At 63.1% G+C, this 26,747-nt stretch carries 24 protein-coding genes; 13 read left to right on the top strand and 11 right to left on the bottom strand.

Annotated elements, in window-relative coordinates; all coding sequences use genetic code 11:
• Window positions 1-21 precede the first annotated feature (21 nt).
• Window positions 22-855 carry a ferritin-like domain-containing protein gene (locus HHL25_RS04665; protein WP_169587734.1) on the bottom strand — a complete coding sequence of 278 codons (834 nt, stop codon included), beginning with the start codon at window positions 853-855 and terminating at the stop codon, window positions 22-24.
• On the bottom strand, window positions 852-1,322 hold the full coding sequence (gene bcp / locus HHL25_RS04670; RefSeq protein WP_169587736.1) for a thioredoxin-dependent thiol peroxidase: 471 nt from the start codon (window positions 1,320-1,322) through the stop codon (window positions 852-854). Before bcp ends, HHL25_RS04665 begins: the two co-directional genes overlap by 4 nt.
• A 177-nt stretch (window positions 1,323-1,499) precedes the next feature.
• Between bcp and HHL25_RS04675 the strand changes: the two genes are divergently transcribed.
• Entirely contained in the window at window positions 1,500-4,856 is a 3,357-nt protein-coding gene (locus HHL25_RS04675; RefSeq protein WP_169587738.1) for a YhdP family protein, read from the top strand.
• A gap of 33 nt (window positions 4,857-4,889) precedes the next feature.
• Here HHL25_RS04675 and HHL25_RS04680 read toward each other — a convergent pair whose 3' ends face one another.
• The gene (locus HHL25_RS04680; protein WP_169587740.1) at window positions 4,890-5,501 is read right to left on the bottom strand and encodes a PilZ domain-containing protein; all 612 of its coding nucleotides are present in this window, start codon (window positions 5,499-5,501) and stop codon (window positions 4,890-4,892) included.
• A gap of 301 nt (window positions 5,502-5,802) precedes the next feature.
• On the opposite strand from HHL25_RS04680, the gene HHL25_RS04685 reads away from it, so the two are divergent.
• Both HHL25_RS04685 and HHL25_RS04690 read left to right on the top strand, forming a co-directional pair.
• Window positions 5,803-6,585 carry a rhomboid family intramembrane serine protease gene (locus HHL25_RS04685; protein WP_246701683.1) on the top strand — a complete coding sequence of 261 codons (783 nt, stop codon included), beginning with the start codon at window positions 5,803-5,805 and terminating at the stop codon, window positions 6,583-6,585.
• Between the two features lie 117 nt (window positions 6,586-6,702).
• Window positions 6,703-7,137 carry a CBS domain-containing protein gene (locus tag HHL25_RS04690; protein ID WP_169587742.1) on the top strand — a complete coding sequence of 145 codons (435 nt, stop codon included), beginning with the start codon at window positions 6,703-6,705 and terminating at the stop codon, window positions 7,135-7,137.
• A 106-nt stretch (window positions 7,138-7,243) separates the two neighbouring features.
• Here HHL25_RS04690 and HHL25_RS04695 read toward each other — a convergent pair whose 3' ends face one another.
• From HHL25_RS04695 to folE, 3 genes are all read right to left on the bottom strand, one after another.
• Window positions 7,244-8,206 (bottom strand): patatin-like phospholipase family protein, encoded by a 963-nt coding sequence (locus tag HHL25_RS04695; protein ID WP_169587744.1) that lies wholly within the window; start codon window positions 8,204-8,206, stop codon window positions 7,244-7,246.
• 110 nt (window positions 8,207-8,316) lie between these two features.
• Window positions 8,317-8,772: a phosphoribosyl-AMP cyclohydrolase gene (gene hisI, locus HHL25_RS04700; protein WP_169587746.1), complete on the bottom strand. Its 456-nt coding sequence runs from the start codon at window positions 8,770-8,772 to the stop codon at window positions 8,317-8,319.
• A gap of 23 nt (window positions 8,773-8,795) precedes the next feature.
• Entirely contained in the window at window positions 8,796-9,401 is a 606-nt protein-coding gene (folE, locus tag HHL25_RS04705; protein WP_169587748.1) for a GTP cyclohydrolase I FolE, read from the bottom strand.
• Window positions 9,402-9,675: 274 nt separating this feature from the next.
• On the opposite strand from folE, the gene HHL25_RS04710 reads away from it, so the two are divergent.
• From HHL25_RS04710 to HHL25_RS04730, 5 genes are all read left to right on the top strand, one after another.
• On the top strand, window positions 9,676-10,128 hold the full coding sequence (locus HHL25_RS04710; RefSeq protein ID WP_169589570.1) for an iron-sulfur cluster assembly scaffold protein: 453 nt from the start codon (window positions 9,676-9,678) through the stop codon (window positions 10,126-10,128).
• A 1-nt stretch (window position 10,129) separates the two neighbouring features.
• The gene (yidD, locus tag HHL25_RS04715; protein WP_169587750.1) at window positions 10,130-10,495 is read left to right on the top strand and encodes a membrane protein insertion efficiency factor YidD; all 366 of its coding nucleotides are present in this window, start codon (window positions 10,130-10,132) and stop codon (window positions 10,493-10,495) included.
• 17 nt (window positions 10,496-10,512) lie between these two features.
• Window positions 10,513-10,932 carry a DUF2267 domain-containing protein gene (locus HHL25_RS04720; protein WP_169587752.1) on the top strand — a complete coding sequence of 140 codons (420 nt, stop codon included), beginning with the start codon at window positions 10,513-10,515 and terminating at the stop codon, window positions 10,930-10,932.
• Between the two features lie 122 nt (window positions 10,933-11,054).
• Entirely contained in the window at window positions 11,055-13,079 is a 2,025-nt protein-coding gene (thrS, locus tag HHL25_RS04725) for a threonine--tRNA ligase (RefSeq protein ID WP_169587754.1), read from the top strand.
• 112 nt (window positions 13,080-13,191) lie between these two features.
• Window positions 13,192-14,043 (top strand): lysophospholipid acyltransferase family protein, encoded by an 852-nt coding sequence (locus tag HHL25_RS04730; protein ID WP_169587756.1) that lies wholly within the window; start codon window positions 13,192-13,194, stop codon window positions 14,041-14,043.
• A 9-nt stretch (window positions 14,044-14,052) separates the two neighbouring features.
• Here the strand turns inward: HHL25_RS04730 and HHL25_RS04735 are convergent, their stop codons facing one another.
• On the bottom strand, window positions 14,053-15,000 hold the full coding sequence (locus tag HHL25_RS04735) for a hypothetical protein (protein WP_205927710.1): 948 nt from the start codon (window positions 14,998-15,000) through the stop codon (window positions 14,053-14,055).
• A 109-nt stretch (window positions 15,001-15,109) separates the two neighbouring features.
• Here HHL25_RS04735 and HHL25_RS04740 point away from each other — a divergent pair, with 109 nt between their 5' ends.
• Both HHL25_RS04740 and HHL25_RS04745 read left to right on the top strand, forming a co-directional pair.
• The gene (locus HHL25_RS04740; protein ID WP_169587759.1) at window positions 15,110-15,691 is read left to right on the top strand and encodes a nitroreductase family protein; all 582 of its coding nucleotides are present in this window, start codon (window positions 15,110-15,112) and stop codon (window positions 15,689-15,691) included.
• A complete protein-coding gene (locus HHL25_RS04745) occupies window positions 15,691-16,311 on the top strand; it encodes a flavin reductase family protein (RefSeq protein ID WP_169587761.1) in 621 nt (206 codons plus the stop codon). The genes HHL25_RS04740 and HHL25_RS04745 overlap by 1 nt, the downstream gene beginning before the upstream one ends.
• Here the strand turns inward: HHL25_RS04745 and HHL25_RS04750 are convergent.
• On the bottom strand, window positions 16,302-17,093 hold the full coding sequence (locus HHL25_RS04750) for a hypothetical protein (RefSeq protein ID WP_169587763.1): 792 nt from the start codon (window positions 17,091-17,093) through the stop codon (window positions 16,302-16,304). The two genes, HHL25_RS04745 and HHL25_RS04750, sit on opposite strands and share 10 nt — an antisense overlap.
• A gap of 35 nt (window positions 17,094-17,128) precedes the next feature.
• Here HHL25_RS04750 and HHL25_RS04755 point away from each other — a divergent pair, with 35 nt between their 5' ends.
• Window positions 17,129-18,265: a DUF2336 domain-containing protein gene (locus HHL25_RS04755; protein WP_169587765.1), complete on the top strand. Its 1,137-nt coding sequence runs from the start codon at window positions 17,129-17,131 to the stop codon at window positions 18,263-18,265.
• 12 nt (window positions 18,266-18,277) lie between these two features.
• On the opposite strand, the gene HHL25_RS04760 is transcribed toward HHL25_RS04755, so the two are convergent.
• Complete coding sequence (locus HHL25_RS04760; RefSeq protein WP_169587767.1) at window positions 18,278-18,721, bottom strand: hypothetical protein; 444 nt, start codon at window positions 18,719-18,721, stop codon at window positions 18,278-18,280.
• 158 nt (window positions 18,722-18,879) lie between these two features.
• Between HHL25_RS04760 and HHL25_RS04765 the strand changes: the two genes are divergently transcribed.
• Window positions 18,880-19,341, top strand: a complete 462-nt coding sequence (locus tag HHL25_RS04765; RefSeq protein WP_315853025.1) for a GNAT family N-acetyltransferase — start codon at window positions 18,880-18,882, stop codon at window positions 19,339-19,341.
• A 19-nt stretch (window positions 19,342-19,360) separates the two neighbouring features.
• On the opposite strand, the gene HHL25_RS04770 is transcribed toward HHL25_RS04765, so the two are convergent.
• Window positions 19,361-22,927: a putative Ig domain-containing protein gene (locus tag HHL25_RS04770; protein ID WP_169587769.1), complete on the bottom strand. Its 3,567-nt coding sequence runs from the start codon at window positions 22,925-22,927 to the stop codon at window positions 19,361-19,363.
• Between the two features lie 518 nt (window positions 22,928-23,445).
• Window positions 23,446-25,536: a DNA topoisomerase IV subunit B gene (gene parE / locus HHL25_RS04775; RefSeq protein WP_169589576.1), complete on the bottom strand. Its 2,091-nt coding sequence runs from the start codon at window positions 25,534-25,536 to the stop codon at window positions 23,446-23,448.
• A 231-nt stretch (window positions 25,537-25,767) separates the two neighbouring features.
• Here parE and HHL25_RS04780 point away from each other — a divergent pair, with 231 nt between their 5' ends.
• A complete protein-coding gene (locus tag HHL25_RS04780; RefSeq protein WP_169587772.1) occupies window positions 25,768-26,655 on the top strand; it encodes an alpha/beta hydrolase in 888 nt (295 codons plus the stop codon).
• Window positions 26,656-26,747 lie beyond the last annotated feature (92 nt).

The raw sequence follows: 26,747 nt of genomic DNA on the forward strand, positions 1-26,747 counted from the left end.
TTGAAGGACTTGGGGAGGGGCTCAGCTGCTGGTCGAGGTCAGCGAGCGGTAGAAGGATGGCGTGAGGCCGGCCTCGGCGCGCGCGACGTCGTTGAATGGCGCCTTGAGGGCTCCACGGAAGTTCGCACGGACCAGGTCCTTGAAGGTCGCGGCCGGGTCCTTCTTCTCGCGGGCACAGAGGAAACGGAACCATTTCGCGCCGACGGCCACATGGCCCTTTTCATCCTCGTAGATCACCTTCAGCACGTCGGCGCTTTCGATGTCGCCGGTCTCGCGCATCTTGTCCTGCAGCGACGGCGTCACGTCGAGGCCGCGGGCCTCGAGAATGAGGGGCACGACCGCGAGCCTTGCGGTAAGGTCATTGCGGGTCGAGTGGGCGGCCTGCCAGAGACCGTCATGGGCCGGCATGTCGCCATAGTCGGCCCCAAGGGCCTTCAGGCGGTCGCGCACCATGCGGAAGTGCTTCGCCTCCTCGAAGGCGACCTGCATCCAACCGTCAAAGAAGGAATGAGGCACCGGTTCGCTGGCAAAGCGGGCGACGATGTCGAGGGCAAGGTCGACGGCGTTGAGTTCGATATGGGCGAGCGCATGCAGCATGGCGATGCGGCCGGGCAGGGTGTGCAGAGAGCGCTTCTCGGTTGCCCGCGGAGGCACGAGCTCTGGCCTTGCGGGACGGCCAGGGCGCTCGGGGAGGTCCGGGTCGAGGGGCGAACGGAGCGACAGCCGCCGTTCGTGCCATCGGCGCGCGGTTTCCTGGGCCAGTTCGATCTTCTCGTCGAGATCGGAGGAGCGGATGGCGTGTGTCGCGCCATCCCGCAGCGAACCGATCGTCAGGCCCGTAATGCTGCCGGTCATCGCAGCGCGCGAGCCGAGTTGAGGACGGTTTCCGCGTGGCCCGCCACCTTGACCTTGCGCCAGATGGCCGCGATGCGGCCGTCCGCATCGATCAGGAACGTGGTGCGCTCGACACCCATGTAGGTGCGGCCATACATGCTCTTTTCCTTCCAGACGCCATAGGCGGAGAGCATGGACTTTTCCTCGTCGGAGGCCAGCAGCACGTTGAGGCCGTGCTTGGCGGCGAACTTGTCGTGGCTTTTCACCGAATCGGGCGAGACGCCGATGACTTTCGTCCCTGCTTTTTTGAATTCTTCGGCGAGCGCGGTAAAATCGCGTGCCTCGGTCGTGCAGCCGCTCGTGTCGTCCTTCGGGTAGAAATAGACAACCACCGGGGCGCCTCGAAGGGCTGAAAGCGAGACCTCGCCGCCGCCGCCGGTCGGCAAGGTGAAGTCCGGAGCCATGTCGCCCGCTGCCAAATCTGCCATGGGATAACCTTTCTTTTGCCCGCTTTGTGGATGAATATCCGCGCCTTCGATATATAGTCCGCAACGCAGCCGTCCACCCCGGCTGTGATATCGGCATCGATCGACGGAGACAATCACCGGCAGATGGGAGAAATCCGGGGCGAAAAGATACGTTTTCGCAGGCAGGACATCGTGCCCTTGCACGAGCTACCGTCGTCTCGCGTCGATGATCCCCTGATCGTCCATTGCCCTCCGCCGTCGTCCTGGGGTCGGCGTGTCACGCGCTATCTTGTCGGCATCGTCGGGATCGCCGTGGTCGTCTCCGGGGGCGTCTTTGCCGTCATCGAGAGCGGGGCGCTCGATTCGACGCTTTCCGAAGGCGCACGCAGCGTTCTCAACGCAGCCGTCGGTCCCAAATTTCGTGCAGAGGTCGGTAGCACCGCGATCCGCTTCTCGGACAATTTCCAGCTGGCTGTCGAAGCCCGCGACGTGTCGATCGTGCCCGAGGGCGGCGCAAGCCCGCTGGCGCTGACGAAGTCGGTTGGCCTGGTACTCGATCCGATGGCGCTGTTTCGTGGCAAGTTCCAGGTTCGCGAGATCGTCACGGAAGGTGTCGCGCTCGACGCCAACCTCCTGCCATCCGGGCCGCCGATCGATCTCTCGACACTGCGGGTCGACAAGATCCCCACAGCGCTCGAGCGGGCTTTCCTCGAACTCGATACGATCCAGGCCTTCATCGCCAAGGGTGGTCTGGACCGGATGCGCGTCGGCGGGCTCTCGATCGCCGCGAAGGGCGTCGGCGGACGCCCCCTGACGATTACGGTCGATGATCTCGCCATGGAACGGGGAGCGGATGATTCCCTGTCCTTCTTCGGGGCGGTGTCCGTCAATGGCCAGCAGACAGAGATCTCCGCGCTCACTGCCAATAGCGGCGGCAAGGCCCGGTCCTTCACGCTACGGCTTGCGGATGTGCGTCTCACTCCATTCCTGTTGAAGCGGGACAAGAAGGGCAATGCGAGGCAGGGTCTCGACGGGTCCGCGGAGGTGACGATTTCCGCCAAGCGCGGTGCCGACGGCCAGGCGCCAGCCATGAGCGCCATCGTCGATACGGCCGGCGGCAAGATTTATGCCGACGGCAATGACCAGGACCTGACCCGTGCCCGGCTGAATCTATCCTACAATTTCGACAAGCACACGCTTGAACTTGCCAATTCCAAGGCCGAGTTCGGCCCGATGGTAATGCCGTTGTCCGGAGGACTGATCGACCTCGATCGGTTGCCCGGAAATGAAAAATCGGGCTCCGGGTTCGGAATCGATCTTGTCGTCAGCGAGGGCCGGGCCGCTGTTCCTGCCTCGGGTGATGAACCTTTTCCGTTTTCTCTCAAGGCGTTCGGGAAATATGTGAATGACGCACATGAGCTTCAGCTCGATACCCTGACGGTGTCGACTCCGCAGGGCAGGATGGATGCTTCTCTCGGCGTCCGTTTTGTGGGGACCGGTCCGGAGGTGCGTTTCGATGCGCTGATCGGCAACATGAAGTCGTCGGTCGTCAAGCAGCTGTGGCCCTACTGGATCGCCTCCAAGGCGCGGCGCTGGGTGCTTGCCAACATCTTCGGCGGCACGATCAGTAACGGGCAGATCTCCGTCTTCATCCCTCAGGACCGGCTGACCGTCGAGCCGCGTCCGCTGCACCTCAACCAGGACGAGCTGAGGATCAGCTTCGACATCGCCGATGCGCGGATGAACATCACTGGCGACATCCCGCCGCTGCGCGACACCAATGCCCATTTCGAGCTCTCGGGCCAGAAGGTGGTGACGACGATTCATTCGGCTGCATCCTATTTCCCGTCCGGACGCGTGGTGAAACTCGAACACGGCCAACTCGCTCTGGAGAATGTCTACGTCAAGCCGCTGATGGCCGATATCGATGTGTCAGTGTCAGGTGCGGCGGACGCCGTGGCCGAACTTGTTTCGTTCAAGCCCATCCGGGCGCTGGAGCGGATCGGATTTGCGGTCGAGGATTTCTCCGGCGCCGTCAAGGGCGATGCGTCCGTGCGGCTCGGCCTGATCTCCGACCAGAACCCGCCCGAGCCGGTGTGGAGCGCCCATCTGGATCTTGCCGACGTCGATGTCGCCAAGCCCTTCGCCAACCGAAAGGTGACCGACCTCGCGGGCAAGCTGGACGTCGATCCGAAAGCGGCACGGCTGGAAGGCAAGGCAAGCATCGACGGCGTGCCCATTGACATCCGGCTGGTCGAACCCGTCGACAAGGATGAACCGGTGGAGCGGGAGCGTGTCGTCAAGGTCAAGCTCGACAACGAGGAACGGCGGCGGCTCGTTCCGGGGCTCGACGATCTGGTCAATGGGCCAATCACCGTCGAGTTGACGCGGGTCGACGACAAGCGCCAGTCCGCGATGATCGACATGCGCGGTGCGACGCTGACCGTTCCTTGGGTCGGATGGTCGAAGGGGCAGGGCATCCCCGCCAAGGCAAGCTTCGAGGTCGTTGAAGGTGATGACCAGACCGCGATCGACAAGTTCGAGTTGACCGGCGACGGTTTCGGCGCAGTCGGCAAGCTGATTGTCGGCAAGTCCGGGCTTGTTTCAGCCGATCTGTCCCGGATGCGGCTCTCTCCGGCGGATGACTATGCGCTCGTCATACGTCAAAGCAAGGGCGGCTACGATGTCTCGGTGTCGGGCAAGTCGGCCGATGTCCGCTCGCTGATTTCGCAGCTGAAATCGCCGGGCGACGGTGCGGCCAAGAATGGCGGCAGCAAGTCTCCTGGCATCAAGCTCCAGGGACGTCTCGACCGCGTGGTGGGCTTCGGTGACCGAAGCCTGTCGGGTGTTTCGATCGTCTATGGATCGCGCGACGGCAAGACGACGGCGCTCGACTTTTCCGGTGTGACTGACAGTGGCCAGGCGGTCGTTTCGAAGCTGCGTCGCCCCGAGGGGCTGAGCGAGGTTTCCGTGACGACCAGCGATGCCGGGGCGCTCGCGCGTTTCGTCAATCTCTACAACCGTATGAATGGCGGGCTGCTCAATCTCAAGCTTTCCGAAGGCGCCAACGGCATCTGGAACGGCTCCTTCGACATCCGCAATTTTCAGGTGGAGAACGAAGAGCGTCTGCAATCGATCGTCACCACGCCGGCCGGAGCGGGCGGCCAGAGCCTGAACAGCGCGGTCAAGAAGGATATCGACGTCAGTTCTGCGCGGTTCCAGCGGGCCTTTGCACGGCTCGTGTATTCGGACGGCGCGCTTCGGGTCGACAATGGCATCGTGCGGGGAGAGCAGATCGGGGCGACGTTCCAGGGACTGGTGCGCGACAGCCGTGGCCAGATCGACATGACCGGAACCTTCATGCCGGCCTATGGCCTCAACCGGTTGTTCGGCGAGTTACCGGTCATCGGCATCCTTCTCGGCAATGGCCGGGACCGCGGGCTGCTGGGCATCACCTTCAAGCTGACGGGGGCTGCGGATCAGCCGAAACTCGTCATCAATCCGTTGTCGATCATCGCGCCGGGTGTGTTCCGGCAGATCTTCGAATTCCGGTGATGGTATTGGCTGCCGGATGACCGGCGGGCAGGCTTACAGGAATTCGGTGAGCGCTTCCCGTGACTGGAGCGTCAGGAACTCGATTGCCACGCCTTCGAGGAAGTGGCGGACGATACGGCCGCGCATGTTGCCGAGCTGTACGGCCGTGCCGATCGGTGGGCGGATGTCGATATCGACGGCGGCACCCGAAAGCGACAGGTCCATGAGGCGGCAGGGGTAGCGGCGCCCGTCTTCGAGGAGGAGCTCGGTCCGCGTGTTCCGCGGTGTCAGACGATCGTGGCGGCGATCCTCGGGGAGTCCGAGTTCATGCTTGTTGGCAATCCAGGTCAGCTGCGCGGCGAGCTTCTCGCGCTTGCGTCCCGTGGCGTTGATCGACATCACGAAACCGTCATCGACCAGCTTGAGCACGGTGCCTTCGACGCGGCCGAGATGGTCGATATAGGCGATGACCCGTTCATTGGGCAGCGGGCAGCCGGCGCAGGCGAAGCGCACGTCGCCCGGTGACATGTCGACGACCTTGCAGACATATTCCTCGTAGTTGGCCAGCATCAGGCGGCCCTGCAGATTGACGGCCACGCGTTGGAACGCCCGCCTTTGTGCAGGGGATACGAGACCGCTGTTCTGCGCTGCCTGAGTTGAATACATGAGTCAGGTTCTGAAATATTTGGCTATCGTTAAATGCTTAGCGGCAAGCCGTTAACATATGGTTTTATCAGAGGCGGACATGCCGCCGGTGGAAGTTCTTCAAGAACCGCAGTTAAGGTTAATACTTTCCAAGCGTTGCGTGGATTTTCGTGATGTGGCAAACGTTTTCATGACTTCACGAAGGTTGTCCTTCGGCACAGACTTTCGGGTACGGGTTAAAACCTGGGGGACCCGATAGCCGTCCGGTTTGCCCCGGACGGCTTTTTTTTGTTCCGTCCCTGGGATATGTCACGGGGAAGATATGCGGAAGGTCGAAGTCATGGATGAAATGCCACCCCAGTCGCCCGATGGCGACGGCCCTGCCGAAGGTGGTGCCCCTCATCCCCGCAAGGCGGAGCCGATCTTCAATCTGCCCTCCGGTATCCTGATTGTGCTCGGCGGGCTCGCACTGATCTATGCCATTCAGTCGCTCGTGCTGTCGGCGCCGCTCGCGCAGTGGCTCGCCATCACCTTCGGGTTCTCGCCGGTTCGTTATGTCTATCCACTTTCCGAGCAGGGTTTCGAGTGGCTGTGGAGCCCGGTGACGTATTCGTTCCTGCATGGTAGCATCGAACATCTCGCTTTCAACGGCCTCTGGCTCGCCGCGTTCGGAACGCCGGTCCTGCGCCGCATCGGCAACATGCGGTTCGTAATTTTCTGGATCACCTCTTCGGCTGCCGGGGCGATCTTCCATGCTGCCTTCAATTGGGGCGAACCGACCGTCATGATCGGCGCCTCGGGTGTCGTTTCGGGATTGATGGGGGCCGCCTGCCGATTTGCGATCGGCCTGTCCGGGCGCGCCTTGCCGTCCTTTACCGGCTACCAGCCGCCGCGACTGTCCATCGGTGCGGCACTTTCCCTGAAGACGGTCCGGGTGTTCATTCTCGTCTGGTTTGCCGGCAATGTGGCCATCGCGCTCGGCCTGCCGTTGTTCGGCGATTTTGCCGGAACCGTTGCCTGGGATGCCCATATCGGCGGCTTCCTGTTCGGCTTCCTGTTCTTTGCGCTGTTCGATCCGATACGCAGCGAAATTCGGCTCCGTTAGGCCGCTACAACGGCGTATTGCAATCTCCTGAGATAACAGGCACCATTTTCGTGCGTCGCGGCCGCATGGAGGGTGGGGCTTTTGACGCGAACGGGATGAATGCGAAGGAGGAGCGAAATGTCTGCGACTGTCAGAAGCATACTCGAAGTGAAGGGACGCAGCGTCGTCACGATTGGACCGAACGTGACGCTGGCCGAAGCCGCCCGCGTGCTCGAAGAACACAAGATCGGTGCGGTCGTGGTCGTGGGCATGGAAGGCCGGATCGTCGGGATCTTCACGGAACGCGACGTCGTGCGCGCGATCGGCCAGGCCGGTTCTTCGTCTCTCGATCAGCCGGTCTCATCCATGATGACCGCGAACGTCTTTCGCTGCCGCGAGGAAACGACCGTCAACGAATTGATGGAAGTGATGTCGAGCCGTCGTTTCCGCCACGTACCGGTCGAAGACAACGGCAAGCTTTGCGGCATCATCTCGATCGGGGACGTGGTGAAATCCCGCATCCACGAGATCGAGACCGAGGCCGAGCAGATCAAGGCCTACATCGCCGGCTGAGGCATCCTGCGGGGTGGATCGGCGCCGGTGACGCTTGCCTGGTCGATCGTGCCCCGCGGTTTTCATGTCAGTTGCGGCGTCGCTCGACGGGGCGCCGCTGAAGGGTTCAGCGGGCGTAAGCTTCCTGCATGCGCTTCAACTCGCCGATGCGGGCCTTCGCTTCCTCGTAGCCACGCTCGATTGCTTCTCCCGCCTTGTGGAATTCCGAAAGGCCGATCTCGTTGACACGGGGATGCAACGCCAGATCCGGAGGATCGCCGGCGAGGCGGGCGCGCGAAATCCGGTCCTGGATGATGTTGAAGGCCTGCACCATGACGCCGGTGAGGCCGATCTTGTTGGGATCCTTCGGCGCTTCGGCGCTTGACCCGTCGCGCAGTTCGCCCGCTCGGTGCTTGACGACTGCGGAACGCCCGAAGACGTCGTAATGCAGGTTCACGGCCATGACCAGCGGCTGTTCGTAGGCGCGGCAGACGGAAACCGGCACCGGATTGACGAGCGCGCCGTCGATCAGCGAGCGGTTGTTGCATTTCACCGGCTCGAAAATGCCGGGAAGGGCGTAGGATGCGCGCAGCGCCGTGATCAGGTGCCCCCCGTCGATCCAGACTTCATGGCCACTGTTCAACTCGGATGCCACTGCCACGAAGGGCTTGGGCAGATCCTCGATCATCAGACCCTGCAGGTGTTCCTGCATGCGCTTGGTAAGCCGCATGCCGCCGAGCAATCCGCCGCCGCCGATCGTCAGATCGAGCAGCGAGGCAATGCGGCGCATGGTGAGCGAGCGGGCAAAGACTTCCAGTTCGTCGAGCTTTCCGGCGAGATAACAGCCGCCGACAAGCGCGCCGATCGAGGTTCCGGCGATCATGCCGACTTCGATCTCTGCCTCGTCGAGAGCGCGCAATACACCGATATGGGCCCAGCCACGGGCGGCGCCGCCACCAAGCGCCAACGCGATCTTGGTCTTCTTCGGTTTTTCAGGTTCTTTTTCGGGCGGCAGGCCGATCACCGGCGTGTTCTCCGCAGGCTGCAACGATTTGGCCGACGCAGCATTCTTCAGACTCCAGTTCAGCATCTCCGCAACACCCTTATGGCTGAACAACTCCCAGAGCTCATTTAGCGCACTGGATGTTTACCCATTCGTTAAGTGGCCGGACGGAGATGTCCGAAAGTGGGCCGTCCTGCCTATTTGCCGTCGCCGTAAACCGTATCCGGATCAAAATGCCGGTGGTCGTCGGTGATTGCAAGCACCGCTTGGCCGTCCTTGAGTTCGACGGTTCTGTAGAAGCAGGAGCGGCGGCCGGTGTGGCAGGTTGCATCGTGGCCGGCGACCTCGACCTTCAGCCAGACGGCATCCTGGTCGCAATCGGTGCGGAACGAGCGGACGGTCTGGAGGTTGCCCGAGCTTTCGCCCTTCTTCCAGATTTTTGCGCGCGAGCGGCTGTAGTAATGGGCGATGCCGGTTTCCAGGGTGAGGGCGACGGCCTCGGCATTCATATGGGCGACCATCAGCAGTTCGCCGTCACGGGCGTCCGTCACCACGGCGGTGACGAGACCGTTGGCGTCGAACTTCGGCGTGAAGGGACCGGCGCCCTCGAGGGCGTGCTTGTCGGCAGGCGGCGGATCGAAAGCGACGGCCATCGGGTTTTCCGTTCGGTAAAGCGTCAGCGGCCGCGGACCATCGACATGAAGCGCGCCTGTTCGGCGGCGTTGTCCTTGAACCGGCCGGTGAAGGTGGTGGTGAGGGTGGTGGAGCCCGATTTCTGGACGCCGCGCATGGCCATGCACATGTGCTCGGCCTCGATGAAGACTGCGACGCCCTTCGGGCTCAGGCTCTCGTCGATCGCGGCGGCGATCTGCGCGGTCATGGCTTCCTGCGTCTGGAGACGGCGACCGAAGACTTCGACGACGCGGGCGATCTTGGACAATCCGAGCACACGGCCGTCAGGCAGATAGGCGACATGCGCCTTGCCGATGACGGGAAGCATGTGGTGTTCGCAATGGGAGAAGAACGGGATGTCGCGCACGAGGACGATGTCGTCATAGCCGGCAACCTCCTCGAAGGTGGTGCCCAGCACCTCCTCGATATCGGCGTCATAACCGGAGAAAAGTTCTCGATAGGCCTTGGCTACGCGCTTCGGAGTGTCGAGCAGGCCCTCGCGGTCCGGGTCGTCGCCGGCCCAGCGCAGAAGTACGCGGACTGCGTCTTCGGCTTCCTCGCGGCTCGGTCGCTGGTCGACGGGGGCGAGTTTGTTCACGATGGCATCCATTCTGGTGGCCTCCCGGTCCTTCGGGTCGCGGACCGACTGTTTGGCTTTTTCCGCCTGTAAATGCGTAACTTGGGTCATCTTGGCAAGCCCGTTCTTGCGATTGTCGATCCGACGAGGGGGATTGCCCTTGTTTTGTTTGGACCGAATTCTCAACTCTCATATAATAGCGTTTCACCGAGTGTGAAGGAACGACGGCGCTACACAGTGTTGCGTTTACGGCGACAATCCGGCCGCAAGATTCTGCGTATGCACCGTTTGGGAGAGTGCCAGAGCGATCATGGACGACATCTACAATTCGCGAATTCTAGAATTTGCCGGCAATATCGAGCGTAGCGGCCGGCTTGCCGATGCGGATGCGAGCGCGGAGAAGCACTCGAAGCTCTGCGGGTCGCGGGTCAAGGTCTATATCAAGATGGCCGACGGCCGCGTCAGCGATTTTGCCCATGAGGTCAAGGCCTGCGCCCTCGGCCAGGCCTCGTCCTCCATCATGGCCCGGCACGTGGTCGGAGCCACCGGGGCTGAGATCCGGCAGGCGCGTCTGGACATGCTCGCCATGCTGAAGGAGGGAGGCGAGGGGCCGACGGGTCGGTTCGAGGACATGCGGTTCCTGAAGCCGGTCAAGGACTACAAGGCGCGCCACGCGTCTACCATGCTCACCTTCGACGCGGTGGTCGATTGTCTCGACCAGATCGAGGCAAGAAGCCCGGCAGTCGCCGTGGCGGGTTGAGATGTGCGACGCGCCCGGATGCGGGCATCAGAATGATCCGCGTCGCGTTTCGCGGTCGCGCAACTGGTCGGGGCCGTTCCGCAAGACGCCCGGACGGCTCATTGGGATGGGCTTCATCCGCCTCTATCAGTTGACCTTGTCCAGTCTCATCGGCAATTCCTGCCGCCACATGCCGACCTGTTCGGAATACGGCTATGAGGCGATCGCGCGGCATGGTCTGTGGTCGGGTGGTTGGCTCACGCTGTTTCGGGTAGGCCGCTGCGGGCCGGGGGGCACCTGGGGTGTCGATCCTGTTCCGGAGACGCTGCCCGTCAGCACCCATTGGTGGGCGCCTTGGTCCTTCTGGCGGCTCGGTCGAAGGCATTAGTCGAAGGAGCGTCAATTATGCCGATGCCGATGGAGTATCGACAGGCGTCACGCGATTTTGATGCCTTCATGGAAGACCTGCGCGACACCTCGATGCTGCAGACGACGCATCAGTGCTACACGATGCTGCAGGGCGTGTTTCAGGTCTTCCGCCGGCGGCTGACGACGAAGCAGGCCCTCGCATTCGCCGATACACTGCCGCCGGTTCTACGGGCGCTGTTCGTCAGCGACTGGGATGTCGAAGAGCCGCGCCTGCCGTTCGGCACGTTTGCGGAGATGACCCGCGAAGTCAAAGCGCTGCGTCCCGACCACAACTTCTCGACGGATACCGCGCTCAGCGACGTTGCCGCTGTGATGCGCCGCCATATCGACCTCACTGCGTTCGAAGCGGTGCTTGCGGAATTGCCGCCGGGGGCGAAGCAGTTCTGGACTGCATGACGGGCCAACAAAACCTTTACTCACAGGCTGTTTCGGATTATCACGCGGCCCGTTGATAGCCGGCTGCGCCGGCCTTTTTTTACCACCCGCATTCGTTGGCGGGACTGGATAAGGAGAAAACCATGTCTGAATCCGTTTCCCTTACATTTCCCGATGGTTCCGTCCGTGCGTTTCCCGCCGGCACCACCGGTCGTGACGTCGCCGAATCGATCTCCAAGTCGCTCGCCAAGAAGGCCGTTGCCATCGCGCTCGACGGCGCATTGCGCGACCTTGCCGATCCGATCGAGAACGGCACCATCGAGATCGTCACTCGCACCGATCCGCGCGCGCTCGAACTGATCCGCCACGACGCGGCGCATGTCATGGCCGAGGCCGTGCAGGAGCTCTGGCCCGGCACGCAGGTGACCATCGGCCCGGTGATCGAGAACGGCTTTTATTACGATTTCAAGCGCGTCCATCCGGACACCCGCGAGGACTGGCCCTTCACGCCCGAAGATCTTCCGAAGATCGAAAAGAAGATGAAGGAGATCATCCAGAAGAACGCCGCCTTCACCAAGGAAGTGTGGTCGCGTGACAAGGCGCGTGACGTGTTCGCGGACAAGGGCGAGGCCTACAAGGTCGAACTGGTCGATATGATCCCTGAGGGCCAGGACCTGAAGATCTACAAGCAGGGCGACTGGTTCGACCTCTGCCGTGGCCCGCATATGGCCTCGACCGGCCAGATCGGTACCGCCTTCAAGCTGATGAAGGTGGCCGGCGCCTACTGGCGTGGCGATTCCACCCGGCCGATGCTGACCCGTATCTATGGCACCGCCTGGGCCGAGCAGGAGCAGCTCGACAACTACCTGCATGTCCTCGCCGAGGCCGAGAAGCGCGACCATCGCAAGATCGGCCGCGAAATGGACCTCTACCACTTCCAGGAGGAAGGGCCGGGCGTGGTCTTCTGGCACGGCAAGGGCTGGCGCATGTTCCAGACGCTGTCGTCCTACATGCGTCGCCGACTGTCCGGGACCTATCAGGAAGTCAACGCGCCGCAGGTGCTCGACAAGTCGCTGTGGGAAACCTCCGGTCACTGGGGCTGGTACCAGGAAAACATGTTCGCGGTGAAGTCCGCCCATGCCTTCACCCATCCCGACGACGAGGAAGCCGACCAGCGCGTCTTCGCGCTGAAGCCGATGAACTGCCCGGGTCACGTGCAGATCTTCAAGCATGGCCTGAAGTCCTATCGCGACATGCCCGTGCGTCTCGCCGAATTCGGCCTCGTACACCGCTACGAGGCATCGGGCGCGCTTCACGGCCTGATGCGCGTGCGTGGCTTCACGCAGGACGATGCGCACGTCTTCTGCACCGAAGAGCAGATGGCGGCGGAGTGCCTGCGCATCAACGACCTGATCCTTTCGGTCTACGAGGACTTCGGCTTCCAGGAAGTCGTGGTCAAGCTCTCGACCCGTCCGGACAAGCGCGTCGGTTCCGACGAGCTCTGGGATCGCGCCGAGGCCGTGATGATGGAGGTTCTGAAGACCATCGAGGAACAGTCCGGCGGGCGCATCAAGACCGGCATCCTGCCGGGCGAGGGCGCTTTCTACGGTCCGAAGTTCGAATACACCCTGAAGGATGCGATCGGCCGTGACTGGCAGTGCGGCACCACGCAGGTCGACTTCAACCTGCCCGAACGCTTCGGTGCCTTCTACATCGACCAGAATTCGGAGAAGAAGCAGCCGGTGATGATCCACCGGGCGATCTGCGGCTCGATGGAACGTTTCCTCGGCATCCTGATCGAGAACTTCGCCGGTCACATGCCGCTGTGGTTTGCGCCGACGCAGGTGGTTGTCGCGACCATTACCTCGGAGGCTGATGCCTATGGCCAGGACGTCGCCGACGCGTTGCGCGATGCGGGTCTGCAGGTCGAGACCGACTTCCGCAACGAGAAGATCAACTACAAGGTTCGCGAGCATTCGGTGACCAAGGTTCCGGTGATCATCGTCTGCGGCAAGCGGGAGGCCGAAGAGCGCACCGTCAACATTCGCCGGCTGGGTTCGCAGGACCAGGTGTCGATGACGCTCGACGAGGCGATCTCCTCGCTGAGCTTCGAGGCAACCCCTCCGGACCAGAAGCGCCGGCTTGCCGCTCGGGCAGCAAAGGCTTGATGCACATCAACGACAGGGCCGGTTCTTTCCGGCCCTGTCAGACTACTGTCATCTTGTTGTTATACGGCGATCGCCAGCGTGAAGGATGACGGCGTCGACGGCGGGGGATCAAGTGCGTTTCGAAGAACTGACCTATGCCAACGAGCGGGACCCGCGCCTCAAGCGCTGGTTCATCCGTTCGATCGAGGGATTGTCGGGCAGGGACCGTTTCGCACGCCTCTACGACATCTGGCGCAAGGACATCGTCGGCAAGACCGACCGGGTCTTTGGCAAGATGCTCGACTTGATCGACGTGACGCTGAGCGTCCAGGGCAACTGGCCTCCCTATGAACTGCCCGCGGGCCCGATCGTCATCGTTGCCAACCATCCTTTCGGCATCGGCGACGGCATTGCAGTGCTCGCCCTTGCCGAACAGCTCGGCCGACCCTTCCGCGTGCTGATCAACAACGAGCTGCTGAAGGTGCCGGAGATGGCACCCTATTCGCTTGCGGTCTCTTTCGAGGAGACCAAGGAAGCGATGGCCATCAACATGAAGACCCGCCATGAGGCAGTGCGTCTGCTGAAGGAAGGCGTGACGATCGTGGTGTTCCCCGCCGGCGGCGTTGCGACGGCCAAGAAGGGTTTCGGCCGGGCAGAAGACCTGCCGTGGAAGATCTTTCCGGCAAAACTCATCCAGTCGGCGGGAGCAAACGTCATTCCGGTGTTTTTCGAGGGGCAGAACGGCCGCCTGTTCCACATTGCCAGCAAGCTGTCGCTCACGCTGCGTATCTCGCTCCTGATTCGCGAGTTCCGGCGTCTCTCGGGCTCGACGATCACCGCGCGTCTCGGTCCCGTCATGTGCTGGGATGACCTGCGCCAGATCGGCGACCGCAAGGAACTGCTGCTCAAGCTCTATGACGCCGTCTTCGCCATGGCGCCCGTTCGCCGCCGCAAGCGGCTCAGGAAGCTCGAACCGGCGTTATGAGCCGGCTACTCACTGCGTGAGCAGCACCTCGACATCCGTATTGCGGCCCGCGGTGACGACAAAATCCTTCTGGTAGATCTTGTCCTTGTTGCGGGCGACGGCGGAATATTCGCCTTCGGCCAGCACCATGACCGGGAAGGCGCTGACGCTTTCGGCCACGATGTCGCCCGATGAGGTCAGGACAGACCAGGCGGTGTCGGCGATCGCCTCGCCGCCAGGTTCGGAGACGAGCTTCAGGTTGATCTGCGAGGCGCGGTGCTGGATCGTCGCTTCCGTCAGCTTGCCTGCCTCGACCTTGATGTTGGCGCGCACCACCGCATTCACGGAGCCATATTCGGAGACGATGTGATAGGTGCCGGTGTTCAGCCTCACGATGGTATTCGGTGCGACGTCGGCGATGACGAGGCCCCGTTCGCCGTCGTCCTGGACTTCCGAGGAATAGACGTCGAACTTCAGGTCCTTCGCCGGAATTCCGGTATCGGAGCCGGAGACGGCATTCAGCACGACACCGCCGGCATCGAGCACGAGCACCTGTTTTTCGACTTCGCCCTCGCGTGGCACCATCAGCTTCTTGGTGGCGCCGGCGCGGCCGAAGGAAACGTTGACGAAATAGTCGCCGGGTTCGAGCTGGAAGTCAGCCGAACCGCCCTCGGCGCTTGCCAGCAAGGGAAGTTTGCCGTCGTCACCGGGGATCGGGCTGAAGACGCGCCAGGACAGGCCCTGCTGCATCGGTTCGCCGTCATTGGTGAGCTTGGCCTCCAGGCTCACATTGCGCACCGTCGATTGCTCGAAGGTAGCGCCGAGATTGGGCGAGAACGCATTGAGCTTCGGCATCTTGACGGAGCTGTCGAGCTGCTTGAACGCTTTGAAGGCGTCTTCGCCGCGTGCAGGTGCAAACGCGATCACCGTCGACACCACCACGACGACGAAGCGGACAGTGTTTTTATGGCCGTTCATGAATGACACAACAGGTTGACTTCCTCACCAATGGCAGCAACTTCAATCCGAATGCGATGGCAATTTCAAGACGTCGCGACCGCAAGACCAGCCGTGAAAGTATTCGAAAATGAAAAATGATATCAAACTCGTCGACTATCTCGCCGTTCGCCGCTCGATTCCGGCCTTCCAGATGTGCGAGCCCGGTCCGTCGACCGCCGAGATCGAGGAGATTCTCACGCTTGCCGTGCGCGTGCCTGACCATGGCAAGCTGGCGCCGTGGCGCTTCGTGGTCTATCGCGGCGAGGAGCGGGTGAGGATCGGCGAGGCGCTTCTCGCCATGGCGCTGGAGAAGAACCCGGAGCTCTCCGAAGAGATGATCGGCGTGGAGCGCACGCGCTTCACCCGGGCGCCGGTGGTGATCGGCGTGATCAGCAAGGCCGGCCCGCATGTGAAGATCCCGGAATGGGAACAGCTGATGTCGGCGGGTGCGGTCTGCCTCAACCTGCTGATGGCCGCCAATGCCGTCGGCTACGTTTCGAACTGGCTCACCGAGTGGTTCTCCTATGACGAGCGTGCCTATCCGCTGCTCGGCGTCATGCCGGGCGAGAAGGTCGCGGGCTTCATCCATGTCGGTTCGACCACTTTCCCCGCCACGGAGCGCCCGCGTCCGGCGCTTGCCGACGTGGTCACCTGGGTCGGCGAGGCCTGATGTTCTACGAGACGCGCGACAATCGCCACGGGTTGGCGCATGATCCGTTCAAGGCGATCGTCGCGCCGCGTCCGATCGGATGGATCGGCACGAAGGGCAGGGACGGTTCGTTCAACCTGTCGCCCTATTCCTTCTTCAACGCCGTCAGTGATCATCCCAAGATCGTGATGTTCTCGTCGAGCGGTCGCAAGGACACGCTGCGCAATGCCGAAGAGACCGGCGCGTTCACGACGAACTTCGTCAGCGCCGATCTGCTTTTGCAGATGAACGCGTCCTCCGTGGCCGTGCCCTACGGTACCGACGAATTCGAGATTGCCGGCGTGACGCGTTTGTCCGGACGGCTGGTCGAGGCGCCCTATGTCGGGGAGGCCTGTGTGGTGCTCGAATGCCGGGTCACCGAGATCCACACGCTGAAGACCATCGAGGGAGAGCCGTCCGACAGTCACGCGGTGTTCGGGCAGGTGGTCGGCATTCACATCGACGAAAGGGTCATCCGGGAAGGTCGCTTCGACGCGGGCCTGGCACGGCCGGTCACGCGGATGGGCTACATGGACTATGCGGAGATCCAGCCGGTCTTTGAACTTCTGCGTCCCAAGGCACCCGTGCGCGATCAGGAATAGGCATCGGCGATCGATCTGAGGTGGTCGGGATTGCTTGTCAGCAGGGCCGAAAAACCGTTGACTCGGGCCTTGTTGCAGGCCTCATGCAGGTCGTCCCCGAAAAGACTCGGATCGAGCCAGTCGATGATAGGAACACCGGCGGCGGCTCCAGCCAGCGCGGTCAATCCGGCGCTCAGTGACTCGTGCGATCGATCGGCGAAGAGCGATTGGGCAAGGCTTGCCGCATTGCGCCCCAGTGCCACGAGCCGCCGCGATTTGCCTTCAAAACTGGAGGATGCGAGCAGGCCGGCGGCATTGTCCCCGCATATCCCGATGATCGCCGTCGTGCCCGGCTCGACACCGGCCACGGCTTCCGCAACCGACAGCGCGACATCGATGCGCTGCAGTTCCGATCCGTTCGAAAGATCCGTCACGATGACCCCAGCCGGCCGTGCGCCGATCGCAACCGGCAGACAGGCGTCCAGCGCTTCGTAATCGAGCGTCGCGGTGAGGAGAATCAGTCCCGCGGTATCGGGTGATTGACGGCGAAGGTCGGCCAGCCTTTCAGCTGCGCGCCGGAAGCTGTCCACATCGTCTCCCACGGGAATTGCAACGGCTTGATGGCCTTCGGCAGCCGGCAACGTTGCCGCAGTGTCCTCTATCAGCAGGATCGCGCGGATCTCTCGTCCGGAAAGGGTCGGTGCAGGCTGACGAAGCAAGGGGCGTATCCCGCGGTTAATGAATATGGTGAACCAATTCTTAAACGTTTTGCCGCTAGCGTGAAACCGTGGTCGCATGACCACGCGTGGCACTTCTCGCTCGGGTTGGGTTTTTCAAAGTGATCGTTGCGGCTTTTCTTCGTTGGGTGGAAACGGCAAAGGCGGGGGACCGTGCGCGAGCAGCCAATGCGTTGGCCCGCGCTTACCTCAGATCCGCCATGGCGCCGGCCGAACGGCAGGCGGCCCATGTGGCGATGACCTATCTGCTGGACGATCCGTCGCCGCGTGTGCGCATGGCGCTGGCCGAGGCGCTGGCTTCTTCCTCCGAAGCGCCGCGGGCCCTCATGGTGTCGCTCGCCGACGACCAGCCGGAAATCGCCTCCCTGCCGATCCTTCACTCTCCCGTTCTCGCCGATTCGGATCTCGTCGATCTCGCCGGTCGCGGCAGCGCGGTGACACGTGCGCTGATTGCCGCCCGTCCTTCGCTCTCGCGTGGCGTCGCCGCTGCCCTGGCCGAGGTCGGGGATGCCGAGGAAGTGGCCGTACTCCTTGAAAATGCCAGCGCCTCCATCGCCCGACTGACCTTGCGCCGCATTGCCGAGCGGCATGGTCGTAGCGAGCAGGTGCGCGCGCTGTTGCTCGATCGCGACGACCTGCCGGCTCCCGTTCGCCAGCTTCTCGTACAGTTCGTCACCGAAGCCCTGACGGGTTGCGGCCTGGTGCGCGCCGCGATCGGCACGCGTCGCATTGACCGGATCACGCGCGAAGCGGGCACCGCGGCGACCATGGCGATCCTCGCCACCATTTCCGCCGACGAATTGCCGGCTCTCGTCGAGCAACTGCGCGCGGACGGTCGGCTGACGCCAGCCTTCCTGATGCATGCGCTCTGCGTCGGGCGTACCGACTTTTTTGCCACGGCGCTCGTCTCCCTGTCGGGTCTCGAAGAGCGGCGGGTGCGTTCGATCCTGGCGACGGCCCGGTTCCATGCGGTCAGGGCGCTCCTCGAATCGATCGGCCTTGCCCGGGACGTCAGTGCCGTCTTCGTCGAGGCCGTGATGCTCTGGCGGAACGCTGCACATGCCTCGGTCGGTGCGGAGCTGGACAACATCGCGGCCCTGCTGGTCGAACGCCACCGCAGCCTAGGCGCGCCGTCTGCTGCAGCGGCGGAGCTCATGGAGATGGTCGAGAAGCTCTCTATCGCGGAAGAACGGCGCCGCGCCCGGGACTACGCCTCCGGATTTGCGCTCGTCGCCTGAGGCGAACGGAACCTATTGGCGCGAGATTTTCTTGGCGACCCAGGAATAGCTGTCGGAGACGACGTGCAGCGGGGTCTCGAACACCATCTTGATGTCGGCCGTATCGGGAAGCACCTTGCGGATCTTCGAGACGGCGCGCGCCGCCAGCGACTGGCGTTCTTCCTCAGGCAGGGTCGCGGCCGGGCCAGGGAGCGGTGCCGGCGTCAGGGCCGTTTCGGCAGGCAGCTGCGCGCCGGCGGGCGGTGCGGGGATTTCTGCAGCCTTATCCTCCGGCGGCTGGCAGACGGCGACGACCGTCGGATAGCTGACGCTCGAGTAACCTTCGAGGACCCGTTCGGATGCCGCGTCGCAGAGTTCGACCGAGACAAAGTGCTCCTGGGCGGTCGCGACGTAGTGGCAGTTGGTGACGGTGTCGTCGCAGCCGAGGATGGTCATTACGATAAGCGCTGTCTGCATGGGGCGGTCCGGATGATCTTGGGATGGCGGCGGGAGCCTTTTGAAACAGAGGATTGCAGCCAAAGCAAGACGGTGGAGACACCGCATCACGTCCTTGACGCAACAAAGCCGAGGCCCCCAAGATTACCGGATCCGACACCAACAAGAGGCCGAATGTCGTGTCCGTATCCGTCGCCCGTGAACTGCCGCGCCAACCCGGCGTGTTGCGGCTGCTCACGCAGTCCGATGCCTATATGGCGAGCCTCTATCCGGCCGAGAGCAATCATCTGGTCGATGTGTCCTCGCTCGAGCGACCCGAGGTCTCCTTTCTGGTCGCCCGCCATGCCGGCGAAATCGTCGGCTGCTGCGCGCTTGTTGCCAGCGGAGACGGCACGGCCGAGATCAAGCGATTGTTCGTCGATCCCGCCGCCCGTGGGCTATCGATCGGCCGGCTCCTGATGGAGGCTATCGAAGAGGAGGGGCGAAGACTGGGTTTCTCCGCTATCCGGCTGGAGACGGGGACGCTGCAGCCGGAGGCGATTGGCCTCTACCGACGATTCGGCTATCTCGAGATCGCCCCGTTCGGCAGCTATCGGCCCGATCCGCTCAGCCTGTTCATGGAGAAGCGGCTGAGCACATGAGCGCCCCGCGAACCGTGCGTCAGAACTGGCGCGAGAGGTCGAGGCTGAAGCGCTGGCTCTGCAGGCCACCCGGATCGATGGTCGCGCTGTAGCGGCCCCTGAGCGTGGCCGCGCGGCCCGATGCGACGGTCACGCCAAAGCCGACGGTCACGCGGTTGCGGCTGCTGCTCTCACCGGGGATGACGTAGTCGATCGGCCAGCCGTCTTCGGCATAGGTGACGACCGTCTCGCTGCTGTCGAGGAAGTCGTGCGAGAAATCGAGCGTCAGCTCGGGGGTGACGATCAGATCGTCGATGTCGATGTCATAACCTACCGACAACCCGAGCGTCGCGGTCAGGCTGTCGATCTCCTGGCGTCCCAGAAGCGCATTCTCCCAGTCGGCGCCGGTCTCGGTCACGCTGTCGAGCACCGAACGGGAGCCCGAGAGCCGTCCGTATGTGGAGAGAGACAGGTCGCCGCTTTTCAGGTCGTATCCGCCGGTCAGCGCGGCAAACACCTGACGGCCGGTCCTTTCGGCTTCTGCCTCGGCTCCATTTGCGGCAGTGATCCGCAACGAGTCGAAGTCGAGGAGGCCGACACCGGCCAGGCCGTCGACGAAGAACCCGCCGCCAGGTTGATACAAGGCGTATAGGGTGGCACTCATCGCGCGGTTGCGGCTGGTCGTGCCATTGCTGCCGATGTCTGTCCGGTCGCGTGAGTAACCGATGGCAACGCCGCCGATCACAGTGTCGGTCAACCGGTAGTCCAGGCCGCCGGTAAGGGCGACGGTGGCGTAGTCGAAGGCGCTCTCCCCATCCAGGCTTTCGCTGTCGCCGAGACTGACGGATCCTGCCGCCCAGAAGGCGAGATCGCCGTTGGTGATCGGCGAGCAGCCGGCATTGGCGCTGACTGGTGCTGCACCGTCACCGTCGTCGCCGAGAGCGACGGAGAGGCTGTTTTCAAGGCACACCTTGCCTCGCAGTGACTTCATGTGATCCGCGACATTGTCGATCTGGCTCTCGGCCAGCCGCTTGGCTGCGGTTGCCTGGGCGCGGACGAGGCCGACCATGTCGGCGTCGTCGTTCAGCACCGGGCGGGCGCTGACAAGGAGGGTGACCGAGGCGGGCGCGGAGGTGCCTGCGGCGCTGGTCAGCGTGTAGGTGGCGACGGCAGTGCCGGTATAGGTCGGGTTCGCCTTGAACTGGAGGCGATATCGCCCCGACGTCATAGCCGCGGCAAAGGCGGCCGGTCCGCTCGACGCCGCGGTGTCGCCGAGGGTGATGATTGCGGTGCCGGCCGATGGTGGCGACAGCGAGACCAGCGTGGCTCCGGTGAACGGACCGCCGGTCGCGCCATCGGTAAGGTCGATGGTGACGGTGCCGCCGGACGCCGTTGCCGTTGTGACGGTCGGAGCGACGGGAAGGGCCTCATCGATCGAGAGGGTCACGCTCGCCGACGTTGATGCGCCGTAGGCATCGGTCGCCGTCACCGTCAGAGAGAAGCTGCCGTTTTCGGTCGGAGTGCCGGACAGTGTTCCGGACGACGGAACGAAGGTCAACCCGTCCGGCAGGGTGCCGCTCATCGAATAGTCGTAGGGTGCGGTACCGTTGGCCGCGGAGAATGTCTGGGAAAATGCTTCGCCCGCGCGGAGCGTCAGCGTGCCGGTCGGCGAGATTGCGAGGGTGGGTTGCGTGACCGTTACGGTCACCGTGGCCGGGGTGGAGGTGCCGCTGGCATTGGTGGCGGTATAGGTGAAGCTGTCCGAACCGGAGTAGCCGGCCGTCGGGGTGTAGGTGATCGAGGTGCCGCTTGCCGTTGCCGTACCGTGGCCCGGGGCGCTTGCGATCGCAACGGTGCTGGCCGTTCCGCCGGTAAGCGAGAGGGCGACGCTGTTGCTACTGCTGTTGGCGGCAACCGTCGTCGTGACATCACCGGCGACGGGCGCCGCGATGGCGATTGCCAACGTGTAGCTCTGGTCTCCGGTTGCACCATGGTGGTCGGTGGCGGTCACGGTGAACGTCGGGTTTTCCGGAGTCGTGGGGGTGCCGGAGAGAGTACCGCCGGTGGAAAGCGTCAGACCGGCGGGCAGGGAGCCTGATGTCACGGCGAAGGTGTAGGGGGCCGTGCCGTTCGCAGCGGTGAACGTCTGGCTATAGGCGACAGCGGCGGTGCCAGCTGGAAGGCTGGAGGGTGAGATGGCGACCGTCGGGGCGGTGACCGTGACCGTCACCGTCGCGGCAGTGGAGGTGCCGCTGGCGTTCGTCGCCGTATAGGTAAAACTGTCCGAACCCGAATAGCCGGCCGTCGGCGTATAGGTGATTGTTGTGCCGCTGGCCGTTGCGGTACCGTGGCTGGCCGCGCTTGCGACGGCGACGCTGGAGGCCGCTCCTCCGGAGAGCGAGAGGGTGATGCTGTTGTTGGTGCTGTTCGCGGCAACCGTTGCGTTGACACTGCCGGCGACGGGCGGTGCGATTGCAACGACAAGATCGTAGCTCTGCGTTCCTGTCGCGCCGTAGATGTCCTGCACAATGACCGTGAAGGAACTCGTTCCGTGTTGCGTCGGGGTCCCTGAAAGTATCCCGCCATCCGTCAGGGTCAGTCCCGCCGGGAGGCTTCCGGATTGGACCGAGAATCGGTCGAGCGGTCCGCCCAGCGAGGCGCTGAGGGTCGCCGAGTAGGATTGGCCGACAACACCATCCGGCAAGGCCGATGGCGCAATCGCAAGCGTTGGCTGCGTGACGGTCACGAAGACGGTTGCCGTCGATGAAAGGCCCGACGCACTGTCCGTCACCGTGTAGGTGAAGCTGTCGGAGCCGGAATAGCCGGCGGTCGGGCTGTAGGCACCAGTGGAGCCGGAGAGGCTGGTTGTACCATGGGCAGCCGAGGACACTGCCGAGACCTGTTCGGTTCCGGATACGGTAAATGCAACGGCGTTGTTGCTGCTGTTGGCCGCGACGGTCATCGAATGGTTGGTCGCGGATGGTCCGACCTTCAACGTCATCGACTGGCTGGACGAATATCCATCGGCATTTAAGGCCTGATAGGTGAATGTCCAGCTCCCCGTCGCGGTCGGTGTACCCGAGATCGTGCCGTTCGAACCGTCGAGGCCGAGTCCTGGCGGCAGCGAGCCATCAAGGACGGAATATGTCACCACGGTCGAACTGGCGCTATAGGTGGCGGTGACTGATTGGCTGTAGACTTCGCCCTTCTTGGCGTTCGGCCAATTGCTTGCGGAAAAGGTGATTCTCGGTTTGACCGTGATGTAGTGGGTGTCCGAGCCCACCGCGGTCCACGTGACCGGATCAGTGTAGGCAGTGGTCTTTACCACATCCGTTCCGACGAAACCGGCGCTGGAGGTATAGATCAGATCGCTGCTCGCGTCAGGAGCCATCGTCAAGGTGCCATGAACGTTGCCGTTGGGGTAGTCGTATCCGATAGCGCTCTGGCCGTATGTGTTCACGACAATCCTGGTGCTCTCACCGCTGTAGACCTCATGTTGGATGTCCGCCGCTCTGGCGCTTGGCTGCCAAGAGCCGAAGAGGAAGGCAAGCGTTGCAAGCGCACTGACGGCGAAGCGCCGCAAAAGGTTGGTGATCGCAATGGACATGGATTGAGCTACTCTTGCTGGCGCGAGCCAGCGTTCAAATCAGAACTGCTGAAATCGGTTTCGGGGCAGCTCTAGCGCGGAACGCGGCCTCATCGATCGTCCAATACTGGGCGCGAGGACGCTCCGAGAGGCCAAAATTGTGTGCTTCTTGGACGTGGGATAAATAACCCGCCCATCCGCCGGGCGTCATGCATGTTGGTGCATCCCCAGAGCTTGCGGCTCGTAACCATTGCGTTCGGACCGAGCGGTGGAATGCCGCCTGAGCAGGTGGACTAATTTGTTGTCGGCGGATGGATGTAAAGGGACGAAGGACCTTCGGCCAGACCCGGCCGTCGGGCCTGCAGGCGTTCTACCGAGGTTCTGCGTGCAGGGTCTCGCTGGGGATGCCACTCCGCGCTGCCAGACACGATCGAAGGGGAGGCACCGCATGCCAAGGGTAAGCGATGCTCCCGGTGATCCGGCCACCCCTGTGCGGACGATTCGCGGACGGCGTTCAACCGAACGCCGCCTTGCTCGCGTCAGATGTCGAGGTTCTCGGCGAAAGCGGCCTGATCCTGGATGAAGCGGAAGCGGGCTTCGGGCTTCGTGCCCATCAGGGCCTCCACCGCGTCCCGCGTGCCTTCGAAATCGACCTCGTCGATTGCCACCCTGAGCAGCGTGCGCAGGGCCGGATCCATCGTGGTTTCCTTCAATTGCGCGGGCATCATCTCGCCCAGGCCTTTGAACCGGCCGATCTCGACCTTCTTGCCCTTGAAGACGGTTTCCATCAGCTCGGCACGGTGGGCGTCGTCGCGCGCATAGACGGTCTTGGCCCCCTGGCGGATGACGTAAAGGGGAGGCACGGCCAGATAGAGGTGCTGGCCGCGGATCAGCTCCGGCATTTCCTGGTAGAAGAAGGTGATCAGCAGCGAGGCGATGTGGGCGCCGTCGACGTCGGCATCGGTCATGACGATGATGCGCTCGTAGCGAAGGTCTTCCTCGCGGTATTTCGACCGCGTCCCGCAGCCGAGCGCCTGGATGAGGTCGGCGATCTGCTGGTTGGCCATCAGCTTTTCGCGGCTGGCCGAGCCGACGTTGAGGATCTTGCCGCGCAGCGGCAGGATCGCCTGGTTGGCTCGGTTGCGGGCCTGCTTCGCCGAGCCGCCTGCCGAGTCACCTTCTACGATGAAAAGTTCGGCGCCTTCGGCGGTGTTCTGGGCGCAATCGGCAAGCTTGCCGGGCAGCCGCAGCTTGCGCACGGCGGTCTTGCGATTGACTTCCTTTTCCTTGCGGCGACGCAGGCGTTCTTCGGCGCGCTCGATCACCCAGTCGAGCAGCTTGGCCGCTTCGTTGGGGTTGTCGGCAAGATAGTGGTCGAAGGGATCGCGCAGCGCGTTTTCGACGAGCCTCTGCGCTTCGCCGGTTGCGAGCTTGTCTTTGGTCTGGCCGACGAATTCCGGTTCACGGATGAACACGGAGAGCATGCCGACCGCCGAGATCATCACGTCGTCTGTGGTGATGTCCTTGGCGCGCTTGTTTTGCGTCAGTTCGGCATAGTTCTTCAGGCCCTTGAGCAGCGCGATGCGGAGCCCCGCCTCATGCGTTCCGCCTTCCGGGGTCGGGATGGTGTTGCAGTAGGAGTGGACCGCGGGATCGCCGCCATACCAGGTCACCGCCCATTCGAGCGCACCGTGACCGCCGGTCTTTTCCGTCTTGCCGGAGAAGATTTCGCGCGTGACGGTGAATTCCTTGCCGAGCGTGGCGGCGAGATAATCCTTCAACCCGCCGGGGAAATGGAAGACGGCCTTTTCCGGGATGTCGCCACCTTCCGGCACCATTCCCGGATCGCAGGACCAGCGGATTTCCACCCCGCCAAACAGGTAGGCCTTGGACCGCGCCATACGGAAGATCCGGCCCGGATCGAATTTCGCATGGTCGCCGAAGATCTGCGGATCGGGATGGAAACGCACGCGGGTGCCGCGACGATTGTGGACTTCGCCCAGTTCTTCGAGCCCGCCCTGCGGCACGCCGCGCGAGAAGGTCTGGCGGTAGAGCTTGCGATTGCGCGCAACCTCGACCTCGAGCAGGTCGGAAAGCGCGTTGACGACCGAGACGCCGACGCCGTGCAAACCGCCCGACGTCTCGTAGGCCTTGCCGTCGAACTTGCCGCCCGCATGCAGCTTGGTCATGATGACTTCGAGCGTCGACTTGCCGGGAACCTGCGGGTGCAGCTCGACCGGAATACCGCGTCCGTTGTCGGTCACCGTCAGAAAGCCGGCGGTGTCCAGGTGCACGTCGATGAAATTGGCGTGACCCGCGACGGCTTCGTCCATCGAGTTGTCGATGACTTCGGCGAACAGGTGATGCAGCGCCTTCTCGTCGGTGCCGCCGATATACATGCCGGGGCGCATCCGGACCGGTTCGAGACCTTCGAGGACGCGGATGGAGGATGCGCCGTATTCGTCGCCGCCAGAGGTCGGCGCGGCAGAAACCGGGGCTGCATTGGATGCAGTCGGAGCAGGGGATGCCGTCGGGCGTGCGGGCTCGGCTTTCGGTGTCGCGGCCGGCACGGCGCTATCGGCCGCCTTCGGTTCGAGCGGCAGTCCGGCGAAAAGATCGTTGTCGTCCATGGTGTCGTTCAATAATCTGTCCGTTGTATCGGCATGATCGCCTGGCCGGGGGCAAGTGCCTCATGCCCCCATCTCGCAGGCGATCCATTCACACTTGCGAATCGCCGGGATATTGCCAGAAAGGCGGGGCAGGCGCGACTTTGCCGGCAGGCTGCCGCGTATGGTTCGTCAAAGCTTTGCGTGTCCGTTCCGGCGATGGCAAGGCTGCGACCGGAAGGAGACCCCGCTTCGATGCAGATGTCCACAGCTCATTTCCGTGCAGCGGCGGTCCTTGCCGCCCTGATCGTGGCATCGTTGTCCGGTCGGGCCGATGCCCAGGCGCTTGCGCCGTTCAAGGACGAGCTTTTTTCCGCGCCGGCGATCCTCGAAAGCCGCGACGGGGGCGATTTCGAGATCGTTGATTACCAGGAACTGCGCGACATCAACGGCCGCGACCAGATCCCGGAGCGCAGGGTCAAGCAGAAGTATGTCGACCTCTCGGTGAAGCGTGAGCAGGTCAACGAAACGCTTCGCCTCGCCTCCGGCCCTCTCGACGTGGCGCGTGTCGGGCCGGCGGAGGAGGCTGCCTTCACGGTCATCTTCATTCACGGCCGGGGCGGTGACCGGCGTCTCGGCGTCAACGACTTCTCCTTCGGCGGCAATTTCAACCGGCTCAAGAACCTCACGGTGAAGGGCGGCGGCGTCTATTATGCACCCTCCGTCTCGTCTTTTGATGCGTCGGGTGTGGCGGCGATCTCGTCGCTGATCGCCTATGCCGCCAGCCAGGCGCCGGGCCGGCCGGTGGTGTTGTCCTGCGCGTCGATGGGCAGTTTCATCTGCTGGGGCGTGGCCCGGGACGCCGCTGCCGTCGGCCAGCTCGCCGGGCTTGCGATCCTCGGCGGCGCGACGGATCCGGATTTTACGAAGAGCGCCGCCTTCAAGGCGAAACTGCCGATTGCCTTCACCCATGGCAGCCGCGACAGCGTCTATGCGGCGACCGACCAGGTCGCGCTCTACGAGAGGCTCCACAAGACCGGCTACCCGACCCGTTTCACTCTGTTCGAGACGGGTTCGCATGGCACGCCGGTGCGCATGAGCGACTGGCGGCAGATCCTCAATTGGCTTTTCGCGCGGGGGTAGAATCGCCTAGTGCAGCAGAATTTGCTAATAAATGCTGCAAATATGAGCCTGATTTTCACCATATCGCCCGATTTGGCGGCAAATTTCCCTGC

This window comes from Rhizobium terricola (assembly GCF_012927355.1).
Taxonomy (GTDB): Bacteria; Pseudomonadota; Alphaproteobacteria; order Rhizobiales; family Rhizobiaceae; genus Allorhizobium; species Allorhizobium terricola.